Source organism: Nocardia amamiensis NBRC 102102, assembly GCF_001612745.1.
Lineage (GTDB): Bacteria > Actinomycetota > Actinomycetes > Mycobacteriales > Mycobacteriaceae > Nocardia > Nocardia amamiensis.
The window spans coordinates 43,118-66,361 of the sequence record NZ_BDBA01000001.1 but is presented as its reverse complement, the minus strand read 5'-3'; the positions used below and the strand labels follow the sequence as shown (position 1 = coordinate 66,361).

Sequence of the window (23,244 nt, the reverse complement as noted above, 5' to 3'; positions counted from 1 at the left end):
CGTTCGCGGCCGTGGCGGAGCCGTTCCCGGCATGCGCTCCGTTCGGGGTCGCCGCGGCAGCGCTCGTCTCGCCGCCCGCGTGCCTGGCCAGCAGCGCGCGGGCCAGGTCACGGGAGTTGTTGTGGGTCAATTCGTCCTCGCTTTCGCTGCACGGTCTTCTTCCTGTGCAATCTGCTCGGCAATTCGCGCGCCGAGCCCGCGCAACGTCAGCCCGATCACTGCGAGCACCGACAGCTGGGTCCCGAGCACCTGCACGACACGTGCGGCGAACTCCATACCCATCAGTGAGTCCATGCCGAGCTCGGGCAGCGGAGTATTCAGATCCACCGTCTCGGCGCTGACGCCGAGCACCGCGGCGAGCTGTTCGGCGAGCACGTAGGCGACCACCTCGCCGCGCTGCTCGACACCCAGCGCCAGGATTTCCGCTCGCAGCGCCCCGGCCCCGGACGCGCCTCCGCCCGCGGCCGCAACCTGCTCGGCGAAACGCGGCGTGCGGGCGGACGCGCGGTGCGTCAGCGCCCACTGACTCCAGTCCACGTCGAGCAGCACGATCTGTGGCAGGTTCAGCCGCAGGCACTCACCGAGCAGGTCGGTGGCGACGTCCATGTCGACCGAGCCGTAACCGGTCCGCTCCGCGTACCGGGTGACCGCCTCGTAGTCGGCCATACCGCCGCCACCGCTCATGAAGCCCCAGTTCACCGCCAGCGCGGCCGCGCCGCGGGCGCGACGGGCGGCGGCGATCATGTCGAGCACGGAATTGGCTGCCGCGTAACCGAATTGGGGAAGAATTCCGACGATGCTGCTCGCCGAGGAGAACAGCACGAACATGTCGAGTTCGATGTCGGCGGCGGTGATCGCGGTGTCCAGGTTCACCGCACCGGCCACCTTCGGCCCGAAGATCTCGGTCAGCGACTCGGCGGTGATCTGCGGAACCTCGCGATTGTTCACCACGCCCGCGGCGTGGAAGACCCCGCGCAGCGGGTGACCGCTGCGCTGGATGCGCTCGATCAGCGCGGCGACCGCGTCGTAGTCGGCCATGTCGAGGCGTTCCTCGACGACCTCCACTCCGGCCGCGGCGAATTCGGCGACCGCGGTGCGGGCCGCGTCCCCGCTGGCGCCGCTGCGCCCCGCCAGTACCAGGCGGCGGGCGCCGATGCGGACCAGCCAGCGCGCGGTAGCCAGGCCGAACGCGCCGAACCCTCCGGTCACCAGGTAGCTGGCCTCGGGATCGACGGGCAGACTCGGCCGTTTGGGCAGGACGGTCGGATTCGGCTCGCGCAGATCGAGGACCACCCGGCCGGTGTGTTTGGATCGCACCACGGTTTCGAACGCCTCGGCGGTCGCTTCGAGCGGGAATGCGGTGTAAGGCAGGTAGTCGTAGACGCCCTGGACGCACGCTTCGGTCGCACTGCGTATCCCGCGGCGGACTATTTCGGGACGCACGGCAAGCGCACGGTCCATGTCCACGGCGAAGAACGACAGGTTCCGGTCGAACGGACGCAGGTCGATGGTGCCGCCGCCGTAGATGTCGGCCTTGCCGATCTCGATGATCCGGCCGAACTCGGTGACCACGCGCAGGTTCTGCTGGAGGATCTCGCCGGGCGCCGAGCTGTAGACCACGTCGACGCCGCGCCCGTCGGTCAGTGCAAGCACGTCGTCGACGAAGCTGATCGAGCGCGAATTGACCACCTCGTGCGCGCCCGCCGCCGTGGCAACCGCGCGCCGCTCGTCCGAGCCCGCCGACGCGATCACCCGCGCGCCGCGGCGCACTGCGACCTGGACCGCGGCCATGCCCATGCCACCTGCCGCACCGTGCACCAGCACGGTTTGGCCCGGTTGCAGGTGCGCGAGCTCGTCGAAAGCGAATTCGGCGGTGAGGAAGGGCAACGCCGAGCTGGAGTGGCACGGGTCGATCTCCGCGTTGTCCACGAAGTCGAGCGACATCGTGGCGCCGTCGTCGGGCCGAACGGTGATGTAGCGGCGGACCATATCCTTGGTGCACACCGACATTCGGTCGCCCACAACGACGTCGGTAACGCCAGGACCGACCCGCTCGACGACGCCGTAACCGTCCATGCCCAGTGCGGTGCCGAAATACGTTCCGGCCAGCTCTTTCTCGGTGAGTACGCCGAGTACCTTCAGCGCGTCCTTGTAGTTGAGGCCAACCGTGTCCACCCGGATCTCGATCTCGCCCGGCCCTGGTTCGACGCGGTCAACGGCGCGCCAGGCCAGGTCCGACAGCAGACGCGAACGCGGAACCTCCAGGCGGAAGGACGCTTCCGGATCGGACAAAGGCGCGGGCTCGTCCCAGCTCGCCAGCTGCTCGCGCAGCGACCGGCGCAGGTGCAGTGCCCAGCACGCGCCCGCGCGCAGCGCGACCTCGTCGGCGGACCCCTCGCCGAGTACCTGATCGACGATATCGGCGGCGCGGGTGGTGGATTCGGTGTCGACCAGTCGCCACTGCACCGCGGGTTGCTCGTTGCGCAATGTGCGCCGGGCGCCGGTCAGCGCGGCCTGCGCGGGGTGCGCGAAGTCGTCGGTCGGCAGGCAGAACGCCCGCTCGGTGACGACCACCGCGCGCACATCGGCCTCCGGGCCGTCACCCTCCTCCTCGCCGAGCACCAGCTCGCCGACCGCCTTGGCGACCAGCGCGAGCCCGTATGCGTTGGGCACTGCGTCCAGCTCGGCGCCGGACACCACGACGAGGCGGCTGCGCGTCACGTCGGATCGCTGATGGGCGGCGCGCAAAGCGGCGAGTACGGGTGCGGCGGCGTCGGTCTCCTCCGGTGCCAGGGTGAGGATCTCGGACGCGGCGCGGGCGCCGGCGATTTCCTTCGCCCGCTGGGACACGGTGCTGCCCAGGCTGACCACGAGCAGGAACTCCTCGCCGCCCGCGGCCTCCTCGGCGGTCGGGGCGTCGTCCACGATGGACCACACCGGCTCGTAGAACAGCTGGTCGAGCTGGTCGTGCAGATCCGGCTCGGATGCCAGGCTGGCGAAGCGCACGCCCGAAAGTGTCAGTGCGACAGCGCCTTCCGGCGAGGCGACGGTGATGTCCGCGCACAGCGGCTCGCAGTCGACCCGGCGTACCAGGACTACGGCCTGCTCGGGCAGCGGCCCGGTCCAGCGGACTCCGGCGACCGAGGACGGCACCACTACGCTCGCGCCGCGGGTGGTCTGCGCGTAGAGCGCGGCGAAGCACTGTAGCGCGGCGTCGACCGCCGCGGGGTGGGCCAGGTGCGGCAGGCTCGACGCGCTGTCGGCCAGCGGCGTGAGATCGAGGCGTGCCAGCACGGAGTCCGCGCCCACCTCGGCGGACGTGATCAGCCGGAAACTGGGGCCGTAGGCCAGCCCGTGCGCGGCGAGCCCGTCGTAGAGCGTCGCGGACGCCACGTCCACCGCGTCCGCCGCCGGGGTGAGGTCGATCGTGCGCGCGTCGACGTCCGCCTCGATCAGCCTGCCGTACGCATTGATCGTCCAGGCGGTTCCGGTAGCCGCGCGGGAGCGCAGGGTGAACCGGCGGGTGGTCTCCTCGACGGTGAGGCGCAGTACCGGCACGTCGTGCTGACCGATCACCAGCGGCGCGACGAACTGGACCGACTCCAGCCCGAACGCTGCGCGACCGGTGCGGACCGCGGCGGCGCTGAGCGCGGCGTCCAGGTATGCCGCACCCGGCAGCACGACCGAGCCGTCCACCACGTGATCGGGCAGCCACGGCAGGGCGGCCACGGACAGCTCGACCTCCCACTCCGGCGCGGACGCCGCGGTGCGCTGGCCCAGCATGACGTACCCGTCGGTGGCCCCGACGCGATCGGATTCGATCGCGGGGTCCTCGGTCCACAGGGTGCGGCGCTGCCACGGGTAGCGCGGTAGATCCAGGTGCGTGGTAGGGGTTTCCGGCGCGCCGGGCGCGGATGTGGTGTCCAGCCCGCCGCTTTGGTACAGCTCGCCCACCGCGCGCAGCACGTTGTCGCGATCGTCGGCGTTGCGGGACAGCGTGCTGATCGCTGCGCCGTCGATGCCGCGGCGCACGAACGCCTCCCGGATGTTGCCGCTGAGCACCGGGTGCGGCCCCACCTCCAGGAAGACCCGGTGACCCGCGTCGAGCAGGCTGTCCATGGCCGCGCCGAACACCACCGGCTCGCGCACGTTGCGGCACCAGTAGGCGGCGTCCCAGTCCGGACCGGACAGTTCGCCGCCGGTGACGGTGGACCAGATCGGCACCTGCGCGGGCTGCGGCGCGAGATCGGCCAGCACCGTGGTGAGATCACCGAGAATCGGGTCCATCAAATGGCTGTGGTAGGGCACCTCGACGCGCAGCGCCTTGGCGAAGACGCCCTCGTCGGTGAGTTCGGCCCGGATCCGGTCCAATTCGGCCGGATCGCCGGACAGCGTGGCCGCGGAATGGCTGTTCATCGCCGCGACGCAGACGCCTTCGACGCCCGAGAGACGGTCGCGCAGTTGTTCTTCCGACAGCCCGACGGCGAGCATGCCGCCGGTGCCCGCGGTGGTGGCCTGCAACCTGGCGCGGTGATAACTCACCAGCAGCGCGTCGCGCAGCGACAGCGCACCCGAGACATATGCCGACGCCACCTCGCCGACACTGTGGCCGACCACCGCGGCGGGGTGGATGCCGAGTTCGGCCAGTTCGGCGGTGAGCGCGGCTTGCACCAGGAAGTTCGCCGGCTGGGCGAAGGCGGTCCGGGTGATCCGCGACTCTTCCTCCGGACGCAGGAGTTCCTCGACGATCGACCATCCCGCGATCTCGCGGAAAGTCTCATCGATCGAGCGCGCCGCGGCGGCGAAGTGGCCGTCGGCCTGGAGCAGGCCGCGGGCCATGCCCCACCACTGCGGCCCCATGCCGCTGAACACGAACACGGGCTCGGTGGAGCCGTCGGTGAGCGCGCGGGCGGGTGACTTGCCCGCGCCCGAGGCGAAATCGGCCAGCTGGGTACGCAGGTCCTCGCTGTCGCGGTAGGCGAAAGCGGCGCGAATCGGATGATGCGCGCGCTGGGTCCATGCCGCCTCGGTCACCGCGGCGACGGGCTCGGTCTCGGTCAGCTCGTGCAGCTGGGTGGCCATGGTGCGCAGTGCGGTCTCATTGCGCGCCGACAGCGGCAGCACTGTGATCGAGCTCCGCTCGGCGGCAACCCTGGGTGCTTCGGGCGCGCGGGTCAGGATGGCGTGCGCGTTGGTTCCGCCGTAGCCGAAGCTGTTGACCGCCACCGCGGCCTGCCCGTCGGAGTTGGGCAGCGGCTCGGTTTCCAGCGGAATCCGGACCCGCAGCTCGTCGAACCGGATCTCCGGGTTCGGGTTGTCCAGCCGCAGCTGCGGCGCGATGACGCCGTGGTGCAGCGTCAGCGCCGCCTTGATGACGCCCGCGACGCCCGCGGCGGCTTCGGTGTGCCCGATGTTGTTCTTCACCGAACCGACCGGCAGCGGCTCGTCGCGGCCCTCGACCGCGCCGTACACCGCACCCAGCGCGGCCAATTCGAGTGGGTCGCCGACCGGCGTTCCGGTGCCGTGCGCCTCCACGTAGCGGATGTCGTACGGGTCGATGCCCGCCAGCCGGTGCACCCGGCGGGCCAGAGCCGCCTGCGCGTCCGGGTTGGGCACCGGAATGGCCAGCGTGCGGCCATCCTGGTTGACGCCGCTGCCGCGCACCACCGCGTAGATCCGGTCGCGGTCGCGGACGGCCGCCTCCAGCGACTTCAGCACGATCGCACCCGCGCCCTCGCCGCGGCCGTACCCGTCGGCCGCGGCGTCGAAGGACTTGCACCGGCCGTCGAAGGCGAGGAAGCGTCCCTTGCACATCGAGATGAACGCCTCCGGCCGCAGCATCGCGTTGGCGCCGCCGACGATCGCCGTCTCGCATTCCCCCGACTCCAGGGCGAGCACCGCCTGGTGCAGTGCGACCAGTGACGACGAGCAGGCGGTATCGATGGTCATGGTGGGACCGAGCAGGTCCAGCAGGAACGCGATGCGCGCCGACAGCAGGGTGTGCGAGGAACTCGTCGGGCTGTGGCTGTTGATCGAGGCGCGGGACACCGATCCGCTGCGCACCAACGCGTTGTCGTTCATGAAGCCGCCGACGAACACGCCGACCTCGCGGCCGCTGACCCGGCCTGCCATCCCCGCGTCGTCGAGCGCCTCCCAGGCGACCTCGAGCAGCAGCCGCTGCTGCGGGTCCATGATGGAGGCCTCGCGCTGGGAGATGCCGAAGAACTCGGCGTCGAACTCCCAGAGCGGCTGGGTCAGGAATCCGCCGTGCCTGGTGTACATCCGGCCCGGCGCGTCCGGGTCCGGATCGTAGAACTTCGCCAGGTTCCAGCGGTCCGGTGGCACTTCCACGATGCCGTCGCCTTTGCGCACGACGAAGTCCCAGAAAGAGGCCGGTCCGTCGATGCCACCCGGAAAACGGCAGCCGATACCGACAATTGCTACATTGGGCATGCAAAATCCCCTGATGCTCAGGTATTCGAAAACGCCCGCGGTTTCAGATACGGCGCCATCGAATCAGCGTGGAGACAACCGGAATGAGACGCCGGCAAACATGTTGCGTCGCAGGCGCCGTCCGGAGGTGAAGTAGTTCCGTGGTCGGAGGTCAGTGTCCACCCATGGTAGGAGCGCGGATTCGCTGAGGTCAATACGGAATCGTGCGGTACACGAGCGAAAACCCTTGCGTCATTTGTTGATACCAAGTTGATCATCACCGCAGCTCAGGGCGGATATGACAGCATTATTCGCCTGTTATTACAGGGTTATTCCGGCTGCGTGAGACAGTCGATTACATTGTTATTTCTTCGCTGCCGCACCCCGATCGGGGGAAGATGTTGAGCATGCCGCCGATTCATGGCTACCATGGCTCCTCGATTACGTACTCCGGGTGAAAGGCGATGCGCCGTGGTTCCGTACAACACCGGACAGTTCCGAATCGAGGCGGAGGCCGAGCCCATCGAAAGCGTGGCATGGCTGACCGAATTCGCCGAAGGATACATCGCGGGTTGGAACAGCGCGGATCCGGCGGCCGTCGCGAAATATGTCACCGAGGACACCATCTGGCACGATCCGTCGATGTCCGGCCCCGCGCACGGTCGCGCGGGAGTCGAGAAATTCGTCGCCGATACGGTGCGCTCGTTTCCGGACGTGGCCTATACCAATCCCTTTCCCCCGGTGCTGGCCGCGGACAACCGGCTCGCCATCGTGCCGTGGCGGATGACCGGCACGCATCTCGGTCTGATCGACCCACCCGGGTTCGCCGGCACCGGCAAGAAGTTCGACGTGCTGGTGATCGATTTCTGGCAGTTCCGCTCCGGGCTGATCTGGCGCAGCCAGGCCTCCTGGGATCTGCAGGAGATGCTGCTGCAACTGGGTCTGATGCCGCCGCGCGGCAGCGCCGCCGAACGCGCGATGGCGCGCGCCCAGCGGGTCAGGTCCCGGCTGCCGTTCTGAGGCGGGGATCAGTCGCCGGGCGCGGCGGTGAACCGCTCCATCGCCGTGAGGACCGCCGCGCCGACGGTCTCCAGTTCGGCGCTCATGCCGACGAGCAGGTTCACGATGGCGGGCACCAGCACCTCGAGCACGCCGTCGTCGCCCAGGTGTCCCGCCATCTCGAGTTGGATGAAGCCGAACAGGCCCATCCACAGCTGCGCGGCCGCCGAACGGACGTCGGGAGTATCGATCTGCCCCGCGTCCTGTGCTCGCCGCACCGCCCCGACCACATGATCGAACGTTTCCTGGTAGTGCTCGAACTCCGAGTCGTGTCCGGCCACCAGCACATTGCCACGGTTGATCTTCATATCGATGCGCGTTCCGGTGCCGAACATCAGCTGGAACAATTCCGGCCTGCGCCGCGCCTCGTCGCGGAACACCAGGCCGAGTACCAGGAGATCGGCGATCGGCTGGTCGGTCACGCCCGCAGCGGCCATGCGCTCGCCCAATTGCGCGAAGCCCGCGGAACCCGCGGAACGGATCAGGCCGGGCATGCCACCGAAATTGGAGTACACCGCCATCGTGGAGACTCCGCACATGCGCGAAACGCGGCGGACGGTGAGGGCGTGCAGGCCCTCGCTCGACACGACCTCCACGGTCGCGTCGATCAGGCGATCGCGCAGTGCGGTGTTCATCGCCTCCGGTGCGGCGGGCGGGCGCACGGCTAATTCGGTCATTCCGGCAGTTTGCTTGCTCATTGCTTCTGCTTCCCCGAACACGGTCAAGCCGTGACGCATAAGGCCGTTAGGGCGGTGTGCAGCCAGCTGTGGCGCCGAAGCAGTGCCAGGGGAACGACTTCGGTTCCGATCGATGCACCATCGATTCGCTCGGTCCGGGAAGCTGATCGTGGTTCATCGCGCACTGAATTCTCCGTCCTTGCCGCGCGAACAGGCGGGCAGAGCATGAGGTGGGGCCGCGTTCGCGGGCTACGAGGCGCGGGTGCACCCGCGGGAAGCTGCGTGTCGGAGGTGAGTGTCGTCACTGAGACTCTATGTGATAGAGAGTAACACCCACAGCCGTTACGCCAAATGGTTTGCGTCCTTTCTGAATTCGCAATATTGCGCTGCACTGTGGCATCTGACGATCGAGACGGCGCTGTCCTGGGTTCGGTGACAAGCGGGCTCCGTCTCAACCCGGTGCACGCCTGATCATGTCTCGAGCCGGACAGATCAGGCATGTGCTCGATGGGTGTGGTAACGGATCGCGTACTTGTCAAGATCGACCTCGGACTAGCTGGTGTGGAGCGAGCCGCCGCGTGGATCCGGGCGTGGCCCGGATCCGGAACGGCGGGAACGCCAGGGCAGGGATGACGCGCCTCGGTGGCCGGCTGCTGCCGGTTCGGTATGGGGGCGGTCACAAACACCCGGCAACGGTATCGTCCATAGGGGACAGTTTCGTGGGTGGGAGGTCTATCGATGTTGTCACCGATTCCGGGAGCCATCGCCTGGCCCGCGATCGGCCTGGTCGCCGCTGTGCTCGCGGGCCGGTCGGTGCTCGTGCGCGACACTGTCGTCGATCAGTTGCTCAACCGGCTGTTCCTGTGGGGTTTGCTGAGTCTGCTGCTGTACCGCTGCGCCATGACGCCCGGTCTCGCGAGCCTGGCCCATCAGCTGGCGCTCGGCTGCACGGTGATGTCGTCGATGTGCCTGCAGGGGATCGTCCGTGTCTGGGCCTTCGACGCGGACCCGGCCGAAGTATGGCGCAGGCACCGCGTCTGCGGTGTGCTCGCCGCAGCATGTGCCGCCGTGATCCTGCTGGCGGGCACGTCGGCGCGCCAGGAAGGGCGACTGGTCGACCTGACCGCAAGCCCAGGGGACATCGTGGTGTGGACCGCGTTCGGCTTGCCCCTGCTGGTGAACACCGCGCTGCTGGCCCGGATGTGCATGCGGGAGCTGCGGTCCGGTGGGATCGGCGTGGAGGGAAAGCTGGTCTCCGGCGGAATGGCCTGGGCAGCAATCCTCTTCGGTATCAATCTGGCGCTGTCACTGGTGCAGATGGTCACCGGGTGGCAGGGCGGGGGAGCGCACCACACCAGGGTTGAAGCGTCGGTCACCGCGTGCCTCGTGCTCGACGCGATGTTCATTGCCATTCCGCTGGTGAAGTCGCAGCTCGCCGCGGTGGAGCTCGACCGCGCCGGGCGAACCTGCCGCAGGTTGCGCCCATTGTGGCGGGATCTCACCGCGGCGGTTCCCGAGATCGTCCTTCGACCCGGCCCGCAGGATCGCACCGACCCGAAGTCCCGGCTGATGCGGATGACCGTGGAGATCCAGGACGCCCTGTTGCACCTCGGCCGGTACGCTCCGGCCACCGCCCGGTCGGGCGATCCGCTGACCGACTACGCACATCAGGTGGCGCAGGCGGCGCTCGCGCGGAAGTCGGGGTCCGCACAGGTCGGATCGGCCCCGGCCCGGTTGCCCGTGCCCGCGAAGGATTTCGACGCCGGACTGCGGCAACTGCTGGCTCTCGCCCGGGTGTGGCCCACTGCCCGCGCCACGGTTGTTCAGCAGCCTCCTAGAGTACTGCTTGGGTCTGGGTGATCTTCGCGACCAGCTTGTCCGCGTCATCGTGGATCGACGTCTCGACCACGATGAACGAACGTCCGGCGTGCAGCGGAATCGCGGTTGCCGTGGCGTAGCCGGAGCGCACGGCGCGCAGGAAGTTCGTCTTGGACTCGACCGTGGTGGTGCCCTGCTTGCCGTCGGGCAGGTTCAGGAACGCGCACACCGCGCCGGTCGCGTCGGCGAGCGACATCAGCGCCCCGCCGTGCAGCACGCCGCCGAGGGTGCACAACGACTCGTTCCAGGCCAGTCGGCTGCGTACCAACTCGGGTCCGTGTGCGAGGACCTCGATGCCGAGACGTTCGGTGAACGGCATGGTCTGGTGGAACAGCGTGGTGCCCGTTTCGTCGATCATGGGCGCGATCCTGCCCGACGCCGTGTCCGGAGTCGATTACGCCGTAGGTAATCGGATGTCTCCTCGCGTGTTGTGCAACGGAGACCTCGGCATCGGTTCGGTATCGGTCCCCAGCGGGCTGAAACGCTTCGCCATGCCCGCGGGTATCCGGACATGAACCCGTTGAACAGGAGAAACGCGATGACCGACCTCAGGCCGTTCTATCGGCAGGTGCAAGAGCACTACGACGTCTCCGACGCGTTCTACGCGCTGTTCCTCGACCCCTCGATGACCTACAGCTGCGCCTACTTCGAGCGCCCCGACATGACGCTCGAACAAGCGCAGCGCGCCAAGATCGATCTCGCGCTGGGGAAGCTCGACCTGCGACCGGGAATGACGCTGCTCGACATCGGCTGCGGCTGGGGCGCGACGATGCTGCGCGCCGCCACCGAGTACGGCGCCAAGGTCGTCGGCCTGACGCTCAGCCGCAATCAATACGACTATGTCCAGGCCATGATCGACCAGAAGCGCCTCGCGGGCGTCGAGGTCCGGTTGCAGGGCTGGGAAGAATACGACGACAACGCCGACCGCATCGTCAGCATCGGCGCGTTCGAGCATTTCCGGCGCGAGCGCTACACGACCTTCTTCGAACGCTGTCATCGGATGCTGCCGCCGGGCGGGCGGATGCTCCTGCACACCATCGTCGGCCACACCCTCGCCGACCTCCGGCGCATGAATATCCCTGTGACCAGGGAGCATGCGCTCTTTCACGCCTTCATCAAGCGGGAGATCTTCCCGGGCGGCCAGCTGCCGCAGCCCGCCGAGGTGACCCGGCTCGCCGGTCGCGCCGGTCTGGGCACCGAGAAGATCCAGGAACTGCGACCGCACTACGCGCGCACCCTCGACTGCTGGGCGCAGGCGCTGCGCGAGCACCGTGCCGAAGCGATCGCGGTCGCGTCCGAAGAGGTCTACGAGCGCTACCTGAAGTACCTCACCGGCTGCGCGGCGAACTTCCGCAGCGGGCATGTCGACGTCATGCAGTTCACGCTGGTGAAGGAGGGTGTCTCTCAGTAGCCGCCGTTCAGCCGCCGAACGATCCGGTCGGCGGCCGCGACGGCAGCAACCGCCACGGGCCGCAGTTCTCGGTCCGGAACGCGACGTCGGTCGGCTTGATCTCCACGCGAACCGGGCTGAGCCGGGTGTAGTTGTTGGCGATGATGTTCTGCATGTTCGTGTTGTCCCCCTCGACCTTCCACAGCCTGCGCCAGTCGCAACCGAAGGCCGGATCGGGCGTCCCCGGCGCCTCCCACACGCCGGGGAGGATGTCTACGCCGATCAGGTAGACGCCGTCCTGCGGCATGGTGTTCGCGGGTTCGGCCGCCGCCGTTCCGGCGGCGATCAGGGTGACCGCGGAGGCCGTGGCCCCCGCGAGTAGAAGCGTGCTTGCACGCATAAGGGTGTTCTCCTCGACTGTGCTACCGCCGCGTCGCGGCTGTCGTTCTCCCGCCGGCGCGGCGGAATCGGGAGATCCCCGCATCTCCGCGCGGCCACACTTACCAGAACAGACCCGGTGGTGTGCCCGAAATCCGGGATTCCTGTGCTGTGCGACAACGCCGCGTGCTCAATCGCGCGATGCCCAGCTATCGGCGCTGCCGCCGGTCGCCCGAGGGGCATCGCTGACCGACGTCATCTGGTGCTACCAGCGAGTTGCCAACGCATTCGGCGTGCCGACCGGTACAGTCCTCAGCTTGGTGCACTACGTTCTGCGATCTCCGCGCAAACTGCCGGAGCGCGCCTGATGGCAATGCGCGGCGCAGGCCGTAACACTTCGATAACGCGCCTTGCCTTGCTGGGACAGGCGTTGCCAAAGTGAATCGTGGGTTTGGTGTTACAAGTGGGAAGGGAGGGGTGCCCCGTCCCGGGGCACCGACCGCACTATGAAGCCAAGCATCATCAAGGCCGGTATCTGTACCGCCGTCACGGCCGCGGTAACGATGACGGTGTCCGGGTTGCTGCCCGCCACCGCACATGCTGACCCGACATCGCCGGATATGGCGAACAAACTCGCTGGTAGAACCGTATTTCTCGACCCAGGACACCAAGGGTCGAATCACTCCGAAAACCTTGCCAGACCGGTCGGCGACGGTCGGGGCGGTACCAAGGACTGCCAGACCACCGGGATGTCCACGATCAATGGCGTTCCGGAGCACACCATCAATTGGAACGTCAGCCAGATGGTCAGAACCGCGCTGGAGGGACTGGGCGCGCGGGTGGTGCTGAGCCGCCAGGACGACACGGGCTGGGGTGGCTGCATCGATGAGCGGGCGAACGCGGCGACGCACTCCGGCGCCGCCGTGGCCGTGAGCATCCATGCCGACAGCGCGCCCACCGAGTATCACGGCTTCCATCTGATCGTTCCCGAACTGCCCATCCCGAACGCCGTCGTCAATCAGGTCCAGTCCGGGTCGGGCCTGGCCGCGTCGCAGGCGGTGCGCGACGCGTACCGGCAGGCAGGCTTCGCCCCGGCGAACTACGGCGGCGTCGCCGAGGGACTGCAGACCCGCAAGGATGTCGCCGGGCCCGCGCTGACCGCGGTGCCGCTCGTCTTCCTGGAGATGGGCAACGGAGCAAATCCCGAGGACGCGGCGCTGCTCGAGACGCCGCAAGGCCAGCTGAAACACGCGATCGCCCTCACGACGGGGCTGGTCGGCTACCTGCTCGGCACACCGCAGGCGGGTGCGCCGTCGGATCAGTCTGCGGTGCAGTCCATTCCGCAACCGGGTACGTCGTCCGACCGTCCGGTGGGGGAGCAGAGCACGCCGCAGGGGCAGACGACCCCGGGCACTCCACAAGGACAGACGATCCCCGGTGTGCCGCAGGGCCAGACGGTCCCCGGGATGCCGCAGGGCCAGACGGTCCCTGGGATGCCGCAGGGGCAGACGACCCCGGGCATTCCGCAGGGGCAGACGGTCCCTGGTGTGCCGCAGGGCCAGACGGTCCCTGGGATGCCACAGGGCCAGACGGTCCCGGGCACACCGCAGTCGCAGTCCACGCCGGGCACTCCGGCGATACCGAACGCGCCGGGGTCGCCGGGCACCGCTCAGTCGCCGAGCGCACCGAATTCTCAGGAAGTACCCGGATTCACCGTGACACCGGGCTCGATCATGGAGTTGCTGCTGCCGCTGGCGAAATCGCTGGGCATGGATGACAACGCCGTCAGCGCGGAGTTGATCAACCTGGCCTACACGCTGGCGGGCATGCTGCTGGGCCCCGCGAAATAGTCCGCACACCGAACCCACCGGACGCCATCCTCGCCCGCATCGAGGATGGCGTCCGGCTTTCTCGCACGCTCCTGCCGCGCAGTAGGGTGAGCGGAATGGCTGACCGGATTCCTGTTGTGCTCGTCGCGGGGTTTCTCGGTTCCGGAAAGACCACGCTGCTCAACCACCTGCTGCGGAACAATCGGGGCACCCGGATCGGCGTGGTGGTCAATGACTTCGGCGCGATCAACATCGACTCCATGCTGGTCGCGGGACAGGTCGACGCCATGGTCTCGCTGGGCAACGGTTGCGTGTGCTGCGCGGTCGACGTCACCGAGCTGGACGGGTTGTTCACCCGCCTCGCACAGCCGCGCGCCAAGATCGACGTGATCGTGGTGGAGGCCAGCGGACTGGCCGAGCCGCGCAATCTGATCCGGATGGTCGTCGGCAGCGACAACCCGCGCCTCCATTACGGCGGCTTGGTCGAAGTGGTCGACGCCGAACAGTTCCCGGAGAGCAGCGCACGCCACCCCGAGCTGCTCACGCACCTGCGGCTGGCCGATCTCGTGGTGGTGAACAAGGCCGACCGGGTATCCACGCAGCAGCTGGCCCGGCTGCGTGCGGATGTTGCCGCGCTGGTCGGCCCCGCGCCGGTGTACGCGACGTCGCACGGACGGATCGATCCGGGGCTGCTTTTCGACGAACCGCTGCGGGAAGTGCCTCGCGTGGCCGAACAACTGAGCTTCGACGAACTGCTCGCCGAACACGACCACGACGACGACCACACCGAGCACCGCCATCTGCACGACGACTACACCAGCGTCTCGTTCACCAGCGGGCACGAGCTGGACCCGCGCAAACTGATCGGTTTTCTGGAGGACCCGCCGCCGGGCCTGTTCCGGGCCAAAGGCTTCGCCGCGTTCGGCGTCGCCGATGAACGCAGGAAGTTCATCTTGCACATGGTCGGCCGCCACATCGTCTTCGAACCGGGCAGCTGGTCACGAGGCGAATCCCGTGGCGCGCAGCTGGTACTCATCGGCGCCGGCCTACACACCGACGCAGCCCTGGCCCGGCTACGGGAAACCGTGCACGACGCCGAGGCCCCCCTCGACCCGCAGAGCATGCTCGGCGTCTGGCGCTACACACCGCACTGAATGCAGCTCGTCACGTTTCGCCGCGACCGGGCGCCGGTTCGCCCCCGTAACGTCATCGATGCGGCCAAGGGCGCCGCGCGATGGCTTCGACGCTCTCGCGATCGTCGCCGAGAGCCCCGGTCACCCGCAGGCATTCACCCATTCGGACAGGCCATCGGCGAACAATTGCCGTTTCCAGATCGGGACTTCGTGTTTGATCCGATCGACCAGTTCCGCGCACACGGCAAACGCCTCGCCGCGATGCGCCGCCGCCACCGCGACGACAATCGCGCGATCGCCGACGGCAAGCGAGCCGACGCGGTGCACGGCGGCGACCGGCAAACCGTGCAAAGCGGCGACTTCCGCGCAGACGGTGTGCAGAAATCGCTCCGCCTGTGGGTGCGAGGAGTATTCCAGGGCCGAAACGGCCTGTCCGCTATCGTGATCGCGGACCTTCCCGGTGAACACCACGACCCCGCCGTAGTGCGGTCCGGTCACCGCCGACTCCACCTCGTCGGGGTCCAGCGGCTGGTCGCTGATCCGGGCGAGCCGGACCGTGGCCTCAGCCGTTGTCATGACTACCACCTCCGGCTACTTGTGCAAGCAGATGATCCAGCAGCGGTTCCAGCACCGCGATGCCGTCTTTGACGCCGCCGGGCGATCCGGGCAGGTTCACGATCACCGAGCGGCCCGCGAGCCCGGCCACCCCGCGGCTCAGCGCGGCGAGCGGGAATTTCGCGGTGCCGCGCTGCCGGATCGCCTCCGCCACGCCGGGGAGTTCGCGATCCAGCAGCGCGAGGGTGGCTTCGGGGGTCCCGTCGGTGGGGGAGGCGCCGGTCCCGCCGGTGCTGATCACCAGCGCTGGCTCGAAACGCAGCGCATCGGCCAGGCCGTACTCGATATCGTCGTCGGCGTAGACCAGCGGACCACGCACGGAGAAGCCGAGATCGGCGAGCCATCCCACGAGGACCGGGCCGGTGGTGTCGACGCGGGTGCCCGCCGCGACGCCCGTGGAGGAGACCAGCACCACGGCCGAGCGTCCGACCTCGCCGAGTTCCGGCTCGGTGTGCTCGGAGATTTCCTCCGCGGCGACCTCACCGGCCGAGGCGTTCTCAGGCTGCGGAGTCGTCGTTACGGGCTGTTCCAGGGTGGCCGGCCGCTCCCAATGCCCGTGCTTGCCGCCCTCTTTGGCGAGCAGCCGCACGCCGGTGAGCGTCGCCGCGGGATCCACGGCCTTCACCATGTCGTGCAGGGTGAGACCGGCGACCGCGACCGCGGTGAGCGCCTCCATCTCGACCCCGGTGGGTCCCTTGGTCTTCGCGGTGGCCTCGATCGTGATGGCGGTTTCGGTGAAGCCGAACTCGACCCGGACCGACGAGAGCGCCAGCTGATGACACAGCGGGATCAGCTCCGAGGTCTTCTTGGCCCCCGCGATGCCCGCGATTCGCGCGGTGGACAGCACGTCCGCCTTCGGCAGATCATCGGCCCGCACCAGCGCGACCACCTCGGCCGTGGTGTGCAACTCGCCTGCGGCGACGGCGATCCGGGTGGTCTCGCTCTTCGCGCTCACATCGACCATGCGGGCGCGACCTTCGTTGTCGACATGGGACAGCTCGCTCATGCCTCCACCTCGCTGGCGCTCGGCTCCGGCACGAGCGAGCACTCGGCTGTGTCCATTGTTCGCTCGCTACGCTCGCTCATGCCTCCACCTCGCTGGCGCTCGGCTCCGGCACGAGCGAGCACTCGGCTGTGTCCATTGTTCGCTCGCTACGCTCGCTCATGCCTCCACCTCGCTGGCGCTCGGCTCCGGCACGAGCGAGCACTCGGCTGTGTCCATTGTTCGCTCGCTCATAGTGACCACACTCGCACAAGCGCGCCCGCGGGCAGCGCGGTGACCTCGGCGGGCACATCGATCAGCACGTCGGCCCCGGCCATGCCCGCCACCAGATGCGAGCCGGCCCCCGACACCACTTCGACCGCCTTCGGGTGGCGGTGCAGCGGGCGCGATTCCTCCGACTGGGCGCGGACCAGCTTGCCGCGCAGGAATTGCCGCCTGCCCTCCGGGGAGCGCGGCACGGCGGTGAGCAGCGGAAGCTCGAAACAGTCCACCTCGGGTAAGCCGGCGAGGTGGCGCAAGACCGGGCGGGCGAACACTTCGAACGACACCATCGTGCTGACCGGATTGCCCGGGAAACTGAGCACCGGCACGCCCTCGACGACGCTGAGTCCTTGCGGTCCCCCTGGCTGCATCGCGACCGAGCCGAACTGACCACCGAGCGGCTCGAGCACCTCTTTGACCACCTCGAAGTCGCCCTTGGAGACGCCACCGGAGGTGAACACCACATCGGCCGCCTTGGTCGCGGCCGACAGCAGCGCGCGGAATCGCGCCGGATCGTCGGGGCTGTGCGCCACCGAGACGACCTCGACCCCGTTGGCGGCGAGCGCGGCGGCCAACGCGACGCCGTTGGAGTTGTAGATCTGTCCGGGGCGTAACGCGGCTCCCGCGGCGACCAACTCGTCTCCGGTGGTGATCACCGCGCCGCGCACGGCGCCGAACACCGCCACCGTCGGCAGGCCGACCGCGGCCAGAGCAGCGACGTGCCGGGGCGCAAGCGTGGTTCCCGCGCGGACGAGCAGGTCGCCGGCCCGGACGTCGGTGCCCGGTTCGCGCACGAATTCGCCTGCGCTGCGGCCTCGTTCGATGGTCACCACGTTGTCGGCGGCGTGCGTGTCCTCCACCGGAACCACACAGTCCGCGCCGGGCGGCAGCGGTGCGCCGGTCATCACCTTCACGGCGGCGCCGGGCGGCAGCGGTGTGCGGCCGGGAGCTCCGGCGGCGACCACACCGGCCAGCGGCAGCGTGACCGGCGCGACCAGCACGGACTCCGCCCGCACCGCGTACCCGTCCATCGCGGAATTGCGGAACACCGGCAGGTCGATCGGCGACCGGACGTCCTCGGCCAGCTGCCTGCCCAGCGCCCGCGACACCGCGACGGATTCGACGGCGCGCGCGGCCAGCGGACGCAACACTTGCTCGATGTTGTCGCGGTAGTCGTCGACGGACCTCGCCGAAACGCTCGCGGGCCGGTGTTTCATGCCGTCAGCCTAATCGGCGCAGCCGGACCAAGTACCTTCGCAGCCCGCGCCGGGCCGGGCAAAGGCGAGGCGGCCGTGGGAACGGCGCGGCCGGACGGAATCCGTGTGCAGTCCGCGCCGGGCGGGGCGAGGGCAGGTGGCCGCAGGAGCGGCGCGGCCGGACGGAGTCTGTCTGCAGTCCGCGTGGGGCCGGGCGAAGGCAGGCGGCCACAGGATCGGCGCAGCCAGACGAAGTCCGTCCATACCCGGTGCCGGGCCGAGCGAAGGCGAGGCGGCTGCCTCACCGTCGGAGCCCCGGCGCGGTGAGTCATCTGGGACCTTCCGCTCGTTCCCGATTCGGGCTCGCCGGTCATAATGGACGTGTGACTCTGGTCGAGATCGGGATTCCCGCCGTACGTTCCGGGCGTCCCTCGCTCGACGGCCGTCCCGACACCCCATATTTGCTGGATCGTTTCGGACGCGTCGCCCGAGACCTGCGCGTCTCCATTACCGAGAAGTGCTCGCTGCGCTGCACCTACTGCATGCCGGAGGAGGGGCTGCCGGAGATTCCGCGGCACGAACTGCTCACCGTGGACGAGATCGTGCGGCTGGTGCGTCTCGCGGTGCGCGATCTGGGGGTGCGCGAGGTCCGCTTCACCGGGGGCGAGCCGCTGATGCGCCGCGAGCTGGAGCAGATCATCGCAGGCTGCCACGCGGAGGTCCCGCACATCCCGCTGGCCATGACGACCAATGGTGTCGGGCTCGAGCACCGCGCCCGCAGGCTCGCGGCCGCGGGGCTGCACCGGGTGAACGTGTCGCTGGATACGGTCGACCGGGCCGGTTTCAAGCAGCTGACCCGGCGCGATCGCCTCGAATCCGTGTTCGCCGGCATCCGCGCCGCGCGGGACGCCGGACTCGCCCCCATCAAGGTCAACGCCGTGCTGATGCGCGAAACCCTCGCCGGCGCGCCGGATCTGCTGCGCTGGTGCCTGGACGAAGGCTGTGAGCTGCGGTTCATCGAGGAGATGCCGCTCGACGCCGATCACGAATGGGCCCGGGCCAACATGGTCACCGCCGCCGAACTGCTCAACGTGCTCGGCACTCGGTTCCAGCTCACCGAGGCCGGGCGCGCCGATCCGTCCGCCCCGGCGGAGAAGTGGCTGGTCGACGGCGGGCCGGGCACCGTGGGCATCATCGCGACGGTCACCCGCAAGTTCTGCGACACCTGCGACCGCACCCGCCTCACCGCCGACGGCATGCTGCGGTCGTGCCTGTTCAGCGATCAGGAATTCGACCTGCGCCAGGCGATGCGTTCCGGCGTCGACGACGAGGAGCTCGCGACGCTCTGGCGCGGCGCGATGTGGAACAAGTGGGCGGGACATGGCATCGACGCCGCGGGTTTCATCCCGCCGGAGCGGACGATGGGAGCCATCGGTGGTTGAGATCCGCTACTTCGCCGCGATCGCCGACGCGGTCGGCAAGGACAGCGAGACCCTGGACTTTCCGGCCGGCGCCACGGTGGCCGACCTGCGCGCCACCCTGGCGGACGTCTACGGCCCCAGCCTGGACAAGATGCTGTCGGTATGCGCGTACCTGATCGGCGACGAACTCACCCGCGACCCCACGGCCGCCCTCAGCTCACGCGTCGACGTGCTCCCGCCGTTCGCGGGCGGATAGGGTCTTACCTCCCCCTCGCTCCGGCCGTGCGTGTTATGCGCACCGACGTGCGCTCGGCCTTCGCCGACCGCCTGGCTGGACACGACATGGGCAAGGGATGCCTGCGCTTCCGCACGCCGGAACGGGTCGATTTCGAGCTCATCCGCGATCTGCTCCGCGCCACCGCGGCGGAACGGGGCGGGCTGGTCTGCTGAAGACGCGTGAATATTCGGTCCACGAGGGTGTAGAAAACGGCATGTGCCGTTCGTCGTCCGAATAGAACGGGGTATCCCACCCCGGCTATTCGAGGAAGGATGACGCTATGCACTACCTGGCGACACTGGTAGGACGCGAAGACGTACCCGGCACCCGGCCCGGCACGCCGGAGTTCGAAGCCGAAGTCGCGAAATACGCGGCGTTCGAGGAGCGCGAGGCCGCGGCGGTCTCGGGCGGCGCGGCGCTGTTCCCCTCCGCCGACGCGCTGCACATCCGGCGCAGCGGAGGGCAGACGCTGGTCACCGATGGCCCGTTCGCCGAGCAGGCCGAGGTCGTCGGCGGATTCTATGTGTTCGAAGCCGCCGATCTGGACGAGGCGATCCGGCTGGCACGCCAGGTGCCCGCCGCCGAGGACGGGGCGGTGGAAGTGCGCCCGATGGCGATGTGGTCGCCGCACGACACGCCGCGCGCGGATTGGTGGCTGGCGCTGCTGTGGGAGGCTCCGGACGCGGTGATCGTGCCGGACACTCCGGAGTGGGACGCCGCTGTCACCGAACACCAGCGTTTCGGCGAGAAGTACGCGGCGGAGATTCGCGGTGGCGGGGCGCTGCAACCGCCGTCCTCGGCGACCACCGTGCGAGTGCGCGACGGGAAAACGCTGCTCACCGACGGACCGTATGCGGAGTTCGCCGAGGTGGTGGACGGGCTGTACTTGTACACCGCGCGGGACCGAGCGCAGGCGGCCGAGATCGCCGCGGCCATCCCGCTGGGCGAGCGTGGGCGCACCGAGGTGCGTCAGATCGTGGACCTGGGCGACTGACGTGCGCATGGGTCCGGCCGCGACGATCGACGCCGTCTACCGCGCCGAGTTCGGCCGGGCCCTCGCGACGGTGGCCAGGATGGTCGGCGATATCGGCTTGGCCGAGGACGCGGTGCAGGAGGCCTTCGCCGACGCACTGCGCACCTGGCCCGAGCGTGGATTGCCGTCCAACCCGGGCGCGTGGATCACCACGACCGCCCGCAATAGAGCGCTGGACCGGCTGCGGCGCGAGTCGGCCAGGGCGGTCAAGGAGCATGACGCGGTTCTGATGCGTGCGCCGAACGAGGAGGCCGAGGTGTCGCCGGTGCCGGACGACCAACTGCGGATGATCTTCACCTGCTGCCACCCGGCGCTGTCGCGGCCCTCGCAGGTGGCCTTGACGCTGCGCCTGGTCTGCGGCTTGCGCACGGCTGAGATAGCGCGTGCGTTTCTGCAACCGGAACATACAGTGGCGCAACGGCTCACGCGTGCGAAGGCGAAGATCCGTCAGGCGGGCATCCCGCTGCGGGTGCCGCCCCCGCATCTGCTGCCGGAGCGGGTCCCTGGCGTACTGGCGTGCGTGTATCTGGTGTTCACCGAGGGGTACTTCGCGACATCGGGTCCTTCCGCGGTGCGAGACGAGCTGTGCGATGAAGCGATTCGGCTCGGCAGGCTGCTGTGCGGGTTGCTGCCGCGCGAACCCGAGGCGCGTGCGCTGCTGGCGCTGATGCTGCTTCAGGACAGCCGCCGAAACCAACGGCGGCGCGGCGACGGGGAGTTGGTTCCTTTGGAGGACCAGGATCGGTCGCGGTGGGACCGAGCGGCGGTCCGGGCGGGGCTGGAGTGCCTGAGGTCGGCCGAGGCGGAGGGTGGCGGCCCGTACCTGGTGCAGGCGCGCATCGCCGCCGCGCACGCGACGGCGCCCAGTTGGGCGCAGACCGATTGGCACTCGATCGTCGCGCAGTACGACGAACTGCTCCGGCTGGCTCCGTCGCCTGCGGTGTCGGTGAGCCGCGCTGTGGCAGTGGGTTTCGCCCGCGGGTTCGACGCGGGGCTGGCCGCCCTCCACGATGTCGCCGCCGACCCGCGGCTGGCCGGATCGCATCTGGTACCCGCGACCCGTGCTGATCTGCTGCGACGTGACGGACGCTGTCCGGAGGCCGCGGAGAGCTATCGCGCGGCGCTGGAGCTGGCAGGCAACGACCAGGTGCGGCGGTTCCTGGCGCGCCGTCTCGCGGAGGTCGAGTCGGCGCGTTAGGTACTCAGCGCCACCAGGTGTCGAGCGGGGTCACCGGGACAGTCCGCTTGTGCCGGGTGTTCAGATAGACGGATTCGATCTTGGCGGCGACTTCCGCGCTGACCTCGTTGCCCTCGAGGTAGTCGTCGATCTCGCTGTAACGCAGGCCGAGCGCCTCTTCGTCGGGCAGCGCGGGCCGGTCGTCCTCGAGGTCGGCGGTGGGGACCTTGGACCAGATGCTGGGGGGCGCGCCCAGTTCTTGCAGCAGCGCCGCGCCCTGGCGCTTGGTGAGGCCGGTGAGCGGGGTCAGGTCGACGCCGCCGTCGCCGTACTTGGTGAAGAAGCCGGTGACCGCCTCCGCCGCGTGATCGGTGCCGACCACCAGCATGTTCTCCTGCCCGGCCAGGGCGTACTGGATCACCATGCGTTCGCGCGCCTTGATGTTGCCGCGCACGAAGTCGCGCAGCTTGTCCACGCCCAGCGCGGTGGCCGCCTCGGCGGCTGCCGCGTTCGCGCTGGGACGGACGTTCACCACGACTCGGCGGTCCGGCTCGATGAATTTCAGCGCGATCCTCGCATCGGCCTCGTCGGCCTGCACCCCGTAGGGCAGCCGGACGGCGAGAAAGATCGCGTCCGCGCCGTCGGCGCGCAGCTCTTCGGCCGCGAGCTGGCAGAGCCGGCCGGTGAGGGCGCTGTCCTGCCCGCCGCTGATGCCGAGGACGAAACCCCGTGCGGGAGTGGCGTTCAGATAATCCTTGAGGAAATCGATCCGCCGCCGCACTTCGGTCTTCGGCTCGATCGAGGGCTGGACGCCCAGTTCGCTGATGATCTGTTCGCGCACGTTCCGCATGCCGCCCGAGTCTACTGGCGATTCATCGGGTGACAACGCGCCGAACGAGGCTCTCCCAGTTGTCGCCGATCTGCTCGCGGGTGTACCCCTGGACATGCATTTGGTGCATGACCAGCGGCGCGCCCAGCATCGCCAGGAGCGCGTCGGCGACGAGCGGGATCTCACCAGGTGCTTCGGCCTGCCGCAGCAGCATCGTGACGTGGGCTCGCAGCAGACGGTAGGGCGCGCCGGAATAGCGGTCCCCGGCCTCACCTAGTTCGGCCGCGCGATGCAGTTCGCCCGCGACTTCGATGTCCAGCAACCGGGCGCGTCCGAAGGCGACCAGCCGTTCCACCGGCGGGGCACCGGGACCCAGCGGCGGCGGGCCGAAGATGAACGCCTCCTGGAACTTTCGATCCGAGTGATCCAGCAGCGCGAGCAGCAGCCCCGACCGGCTGCCGAACCGGCGGAACACCGTGCCTTTGCCGACCCCGGCGCGCTTGGCCAGCGCGTCCATCGTGAGGCTGTCGACACCTTGTTCGCGCACCACGTGCTGCGCGGCGTCCAGCAGGAGTTGGCGGTTGCGCGCCGCGTCGGCACGCTCGGCGGGCTGCGACGTGCCGGGCAGCGGCGCGCCGACATCGAGCAGCTGGCGC

Annotated in this window: 19 protein-coding genes; 10 read left to right on the top strand and 9 right to left on the bottom strand. The window is 69.0% G+C overall.

What is annotated here, in order from left to right; translation table 11 throughout:
• Positions 1-126 precede the first annotated feature (126 nt).
• On the bottom strand, positions 127-6,453 hold the full coding sequence (locus NA4_RS00245; RefSeq protein ID WP_067461953.1) for a type I polyketide synthase: 6,327 nt from the start codon (positions 6,451-6,453) through the stop codon (positions 127-129).
• Between the two features lie 450 nt (positions 6,454-6,903).
• On the opposite strand from NA4_RS00245, the gene NA4_RS00240 reads away from it, so the two are divergent.
• Positions 6,904-7,452, top strand: coding sequence for an ester cyclase (locus tag NA4_RS00240; RefSeq protein WP_067461950.1), 549 nt, complete (start codon positions 6,904-6,906; stop codon positions 7,450-7,452).
• 8 nt (positions 7,453-7,460) lie between these two features.
• On the opposite strand, the gene NA4_RS00235 is transcribed toward NA4_RS00240, so the two are convergent.
• A complete protein-coding gene (locus NA4_RS00235; protein WP_169810954.1) occupies positions 7,461-8,189 on the bottom strand; it encodes a TetR/AcrR family transcriptional regulator in 729 nt (242 codons plus the stop codon).
• A 717-nt stretch (positions 8,190-8,906) separates the two neighbouring features.
• Between NA4_RS00235 and NA4_RS00230 the strand changes: the two genes are divergently transcribed.
• The gene (locus tag NA4_RS00230) at positions 8,907-10,028 is read left to right on the top strand and encodes an MAB_1171c family putative transporter (RefSeq protein ID WP_157128720.1); all 1,122 of its coding nucleotides are present in this window, start codon (positions 8,907-8,909) and stop codon (positions 10,026-10,028) included.
• Here the strand turns inward: NA4_RS00230 and NA4_RS00225 are convergent.
• Positions 10,003-10,404 carry a PaaI family thioesterase gene (locus tag NA4_RS00225; RefSeq protein ID WP_067461941.1) on the bottom strand — a complete coding sequence of 134 codons (402 nt, stop codon included), beginning with the start codon at positions 10,402-10,404 and terminating at the stop codon, positions 10,003-10,005. The genes NA4_RS00230 and NA4_RS00225 overlap by 26 nt on opposite strands.
• 180 nt (positions 10,405-10,584) lie before the next feature.
• Here NA4_RS00225 and NA4_RS00220 point away from each other — a divergent pair, with 180 nt between their 5' ends.
• A complete protein-coding gene (locus NA4_RS00220) occupies positions 10,585-11,457 on the top strand; it encodes a cyclopropane mycolic acid synthase family methyltransferase (RefSeq protein WP_157128719.1) in 873 nt (290 codons plus the stop codon).
• A 7-nt stretch (positions 11,458-11,464) separates the two neighbouring features.
• On the opposite strand, the gene NA4_RS00215 is transcribed toward NA4_RS00220, so the two are convergent.
• Complete coding sequence (locus NA4_RS00215) at positions 11,465-11,836, bottom strand: Rv1352/Rv1906c domain-containing protein (protein WP_067461935.1); 372 nt, start codon at positions 11,834-11,836, stop codon at positions 11,465-11,467.
• 484 nt (positions 11,837-12,320) lie between these two features.
• On the opposite strand from NA4_RS00215, the gene NA4_RS43555 reads away from it, so the two are divergent.
• Both NA4_RS43555 and NA4_RS00205 read left to right on the top strand, forming a co-directional pair.
• Positions 12,321-13,664: an N-acetylmuramoyl-L-alanine amidase gene (locus NA4_RS43555; protein WP_067461932.1), complete on the top strand. Its 1,344-nt coding sequence runs from the start codon at positions 12,321-12,323 to the stop codon at positions 13,662-13,664.
• A 95-nt stretch (positions 13,665-13,759) separates the two neighbouring features.
• Positions 13,760-14,797, top strand: coding sequence for a CobW family GTP-binding protein (locus NA4_RS00205; protein WP_067461926.1), 1,038 nt, complete (start codon positions 13,760-13,762; stop codon positions 14,795-14,797).
• Positions 14,798-14,917: 120 nt separating this feature from the next.
• Here the strand turns inward: NA4_RS00205 and NA4_RS00200 are convergent, their stop codons facing one another.
• The 3 genes from NA4_RS00200 to NA4_RS00190 all read right to left on the bottom strand — a co-directional run bounded on the left by NA4_RS00200 (position 14,918) and on the right by NA4_RS00190 (position 17,872).
• Complete coding sequence (locus tag NA4_RS00200) at positions 14,918-15,352, bottom strand: molybdenum cofactor biosynthesis protein MoaE (protein WP_067461923.1); 435 nt, start codon at positions 15,350-15,352, stop codon at positions 14,918-14,920.
• Entirely contained in the window at positions 15,339-16,397 is a 1,059-nt protein-coding gene (moaCB, locus tag NA4_RS00195; protein WP_067461920.1) for a bifunctional molybdenum cofactor biosynthesis protein MoaC/MoaB, read from the bottom strand. The genes NA4_RS00200 and moaCB overlap by 14 nt, the downstream gene beginning before the upstream one ends.
• Positions 16,398-16,624: 227 nt before the next feature.
• Positions 16,625-17,872 (bottom strand): molybdopterin molybdotransferase MoeA, encoded by a 1,248-nt coding sequence (locus tag NA4_RS00190; RefSeq protein ID WP_067461915.1) that lies wholly within the window; start codon positions 17,870-17,872, stop codon positions 16,625-16,627.
• A 362-nt stretch (positions 17,873-18,234) separates the two neighbouring features.
• On the opposite strand from NA4_RS00190, the gene moaA reads away from it, so the two are divergent.
• The 5 genes from moaA (at position 18,235) to NA4_RS00170 (ending at position 21,780) form a co-directional block, all read left to right on the top strand.
• Positions 18,235-19,293 (top strand): GTP 3',8-cyclase MoaA, encoded by a 1,059-nt coding sequence (gene moaA / locus NA4_RS00185; RefSeq protein ID WP_067461911.1) that lies wholly within the window; start codon positions 18,235-18,237, stop codon positions 19,291-19,293.
• Complete coding sequence (locus tag NA4_RS00180) at positions 19,286-19,528, top strand: MoaD/ThiS family protein (RefSeq protein WP_067461908.1); 243 nt, start codon at positions 19,286-19,288, stop codon at positions 19,526-19,528. The genes moaA and NA4_RS00180 overlap by 8 nt, the downstream gene beginning before the upstream one ends.
• Before the next feature lie 26 nt (positions 19,529-19,554).
• Complete coding sequence (locus NA4_RS39990) at positions 19,555-19,722, top strand: DUF1801 domain-containing protein (protein WP_218022219.1); 168 nt, start codon at positions 19,555-19,557, stop codon at positions 19,720-19,722.
• A gap of 107 nt (positions 19,723-19,829) precedes the next feature.
• Positions 19,830-20,543, top strand: coding sequence for a YciI family protein (locus NA4_RS00175; RefSeq protein ID WP_067461905.1), 714 nt, complete (start codon positions 19,830-19,832; stop codon positions 20,541-20,543).
• A gap of 7 nt (positions 20,544-20,550) precedes the next feature.
• On the top strand, positions 20,551-21,780 hold the full coding sequence (locus NA4_RS00170; protein WP_067461970.1) for an RNA polymerase sigma factor: 1,230 nt from the start codon (positions 20,551-20,553) through the stop codon (positions 21,778-21,780).
• A gap of 4 nt (positions 21,781-21,784) precedes the next feature.
• Here the strand turns inward: NA4_RS00170 and nadE are convergent, their stop codons facing one another.
• Positions 21,785-22,609: an NAD(+) synthase gene (gene nadE, locus NA4_RS00165; RefSeq protein ID WP_067461902.1), complete on the bottom strand. Its 825-nt coding sequence runs from the start codon at positions 22,607-22,609 to the stop codon at positions 21,785-21,787.
• A 22-nt stretch (positions 22,610-22,631) separates the two neighbouring features.
• Complete coding sequence (locus NA4_RS00160; RefSeq protein WP_067461967.1) at positions 22,632-23,237, bottom strand: TetR/AcrR family transcriptional regulator; 606 nt, start codon at positions 23,235-23,237, stop codon at positions 22,632-22,634.
• Positions 23,238-23,244: the final 7 nt, after the last annotated feature.

Bases quoted from the DNA above. Each gene is read 5' to 3' on its own strand.
- moaCB (WP_067461920.1), bottom strand. From the start codon at position 16,397: ATGAGCGAGCTGTCCCATGTCGACAACGAAGGTCGCGCCCGCATGGTC.
- NA4_RS00235 (WP_169810954.1), bottom strand. From the start codon at position 8,189: ATGAGCAAGCAAACTGCCGGAATGACCGAATTAGCCGTGCGCCCGCCC.
- NA4_RS00200 (WP_067461923.1), bottom strand. From the start codon at position 15,352: ATGACAACGGCTGAGGCCACGGTCCGGCTCGCCCGGATCAGCGACCAG.
- NA4_RS00215 (WP_067461935.1), bottom strand. From the start codon at position 11,836: ATGCGTGCAAGCACGCTTCTACTCGCGGGGGCCACGGCCTCCGCGGTC.
- NA4_RS00175 (WP_067461905.1), top strand. From the start codon at position 19,830: ATGCACTACCTGGCGACACTGGTAGGACGCGAAGACGTACCCGGCACC.
- NA4_RS00170 (WP_067461970.1), top strand. From the start codon at position 20,551: ATGGGTCCGGCCGCGACGATCGACGCCGTCTACCGCGCCGAGTTCGGC.
- NA4_RS00245 (WP_067461953.1), bottom strand. From the start codon at position 6,453: ATGCCCAATGTAGCAATTGTCGGTATCGGCTGCCGTTTTCCGGGTGGC.
- NA4_RS00190 (WP_067461915.1), bottom strand. From the start codon at position 17,872: ATGAAACACCGGCCCGCGAGCGTTTCGGCGAGGTCCGTCGACGACTAC.
- NA4_RS00205 (WP_067461926.1), top strand. From the start codon at position 13,760: ATGGCTGACCGGATTCCTGTTGTGCTCGTCGCGGGGTTTCTCGGTTCC.
- NA4_RS43555 (WP_067461932.1), top strand. From the start codon at position 12,321: ATGAAGCCAAGCATCATCAAGGCCGGTATCTGTACCGCCGTCACGGCC.
- NA4_RS00220 (WP_157128719.1), top strand. From the start codon at position 10,585: ATGACCGACCTCAGGCCGTTCTATCGGCAGGTGCAAGAGCACTACGAC.
- NA4_RS00225 (WP_067461941.1), bottom strand. From the start codon at position 10,404: ATGATCGACGAAACGGGCACCACGCTGTTCCACCAGACCATGCCGTTC.
- NA4_RS00230 (WP_157128720.1), top strand. From the start codon at position 8,907: ATGTTGTCACCGATTCCGGGAGCCATCGCCTGGCCCGCGATCGGCCTG.
- nadE (WP_067461902.1), bottom strand. From the start codon at position 22,609: ATGCGGAACGTGCGCGAACAGATCATCAGCGAACTGGGCGTCCAGCCC.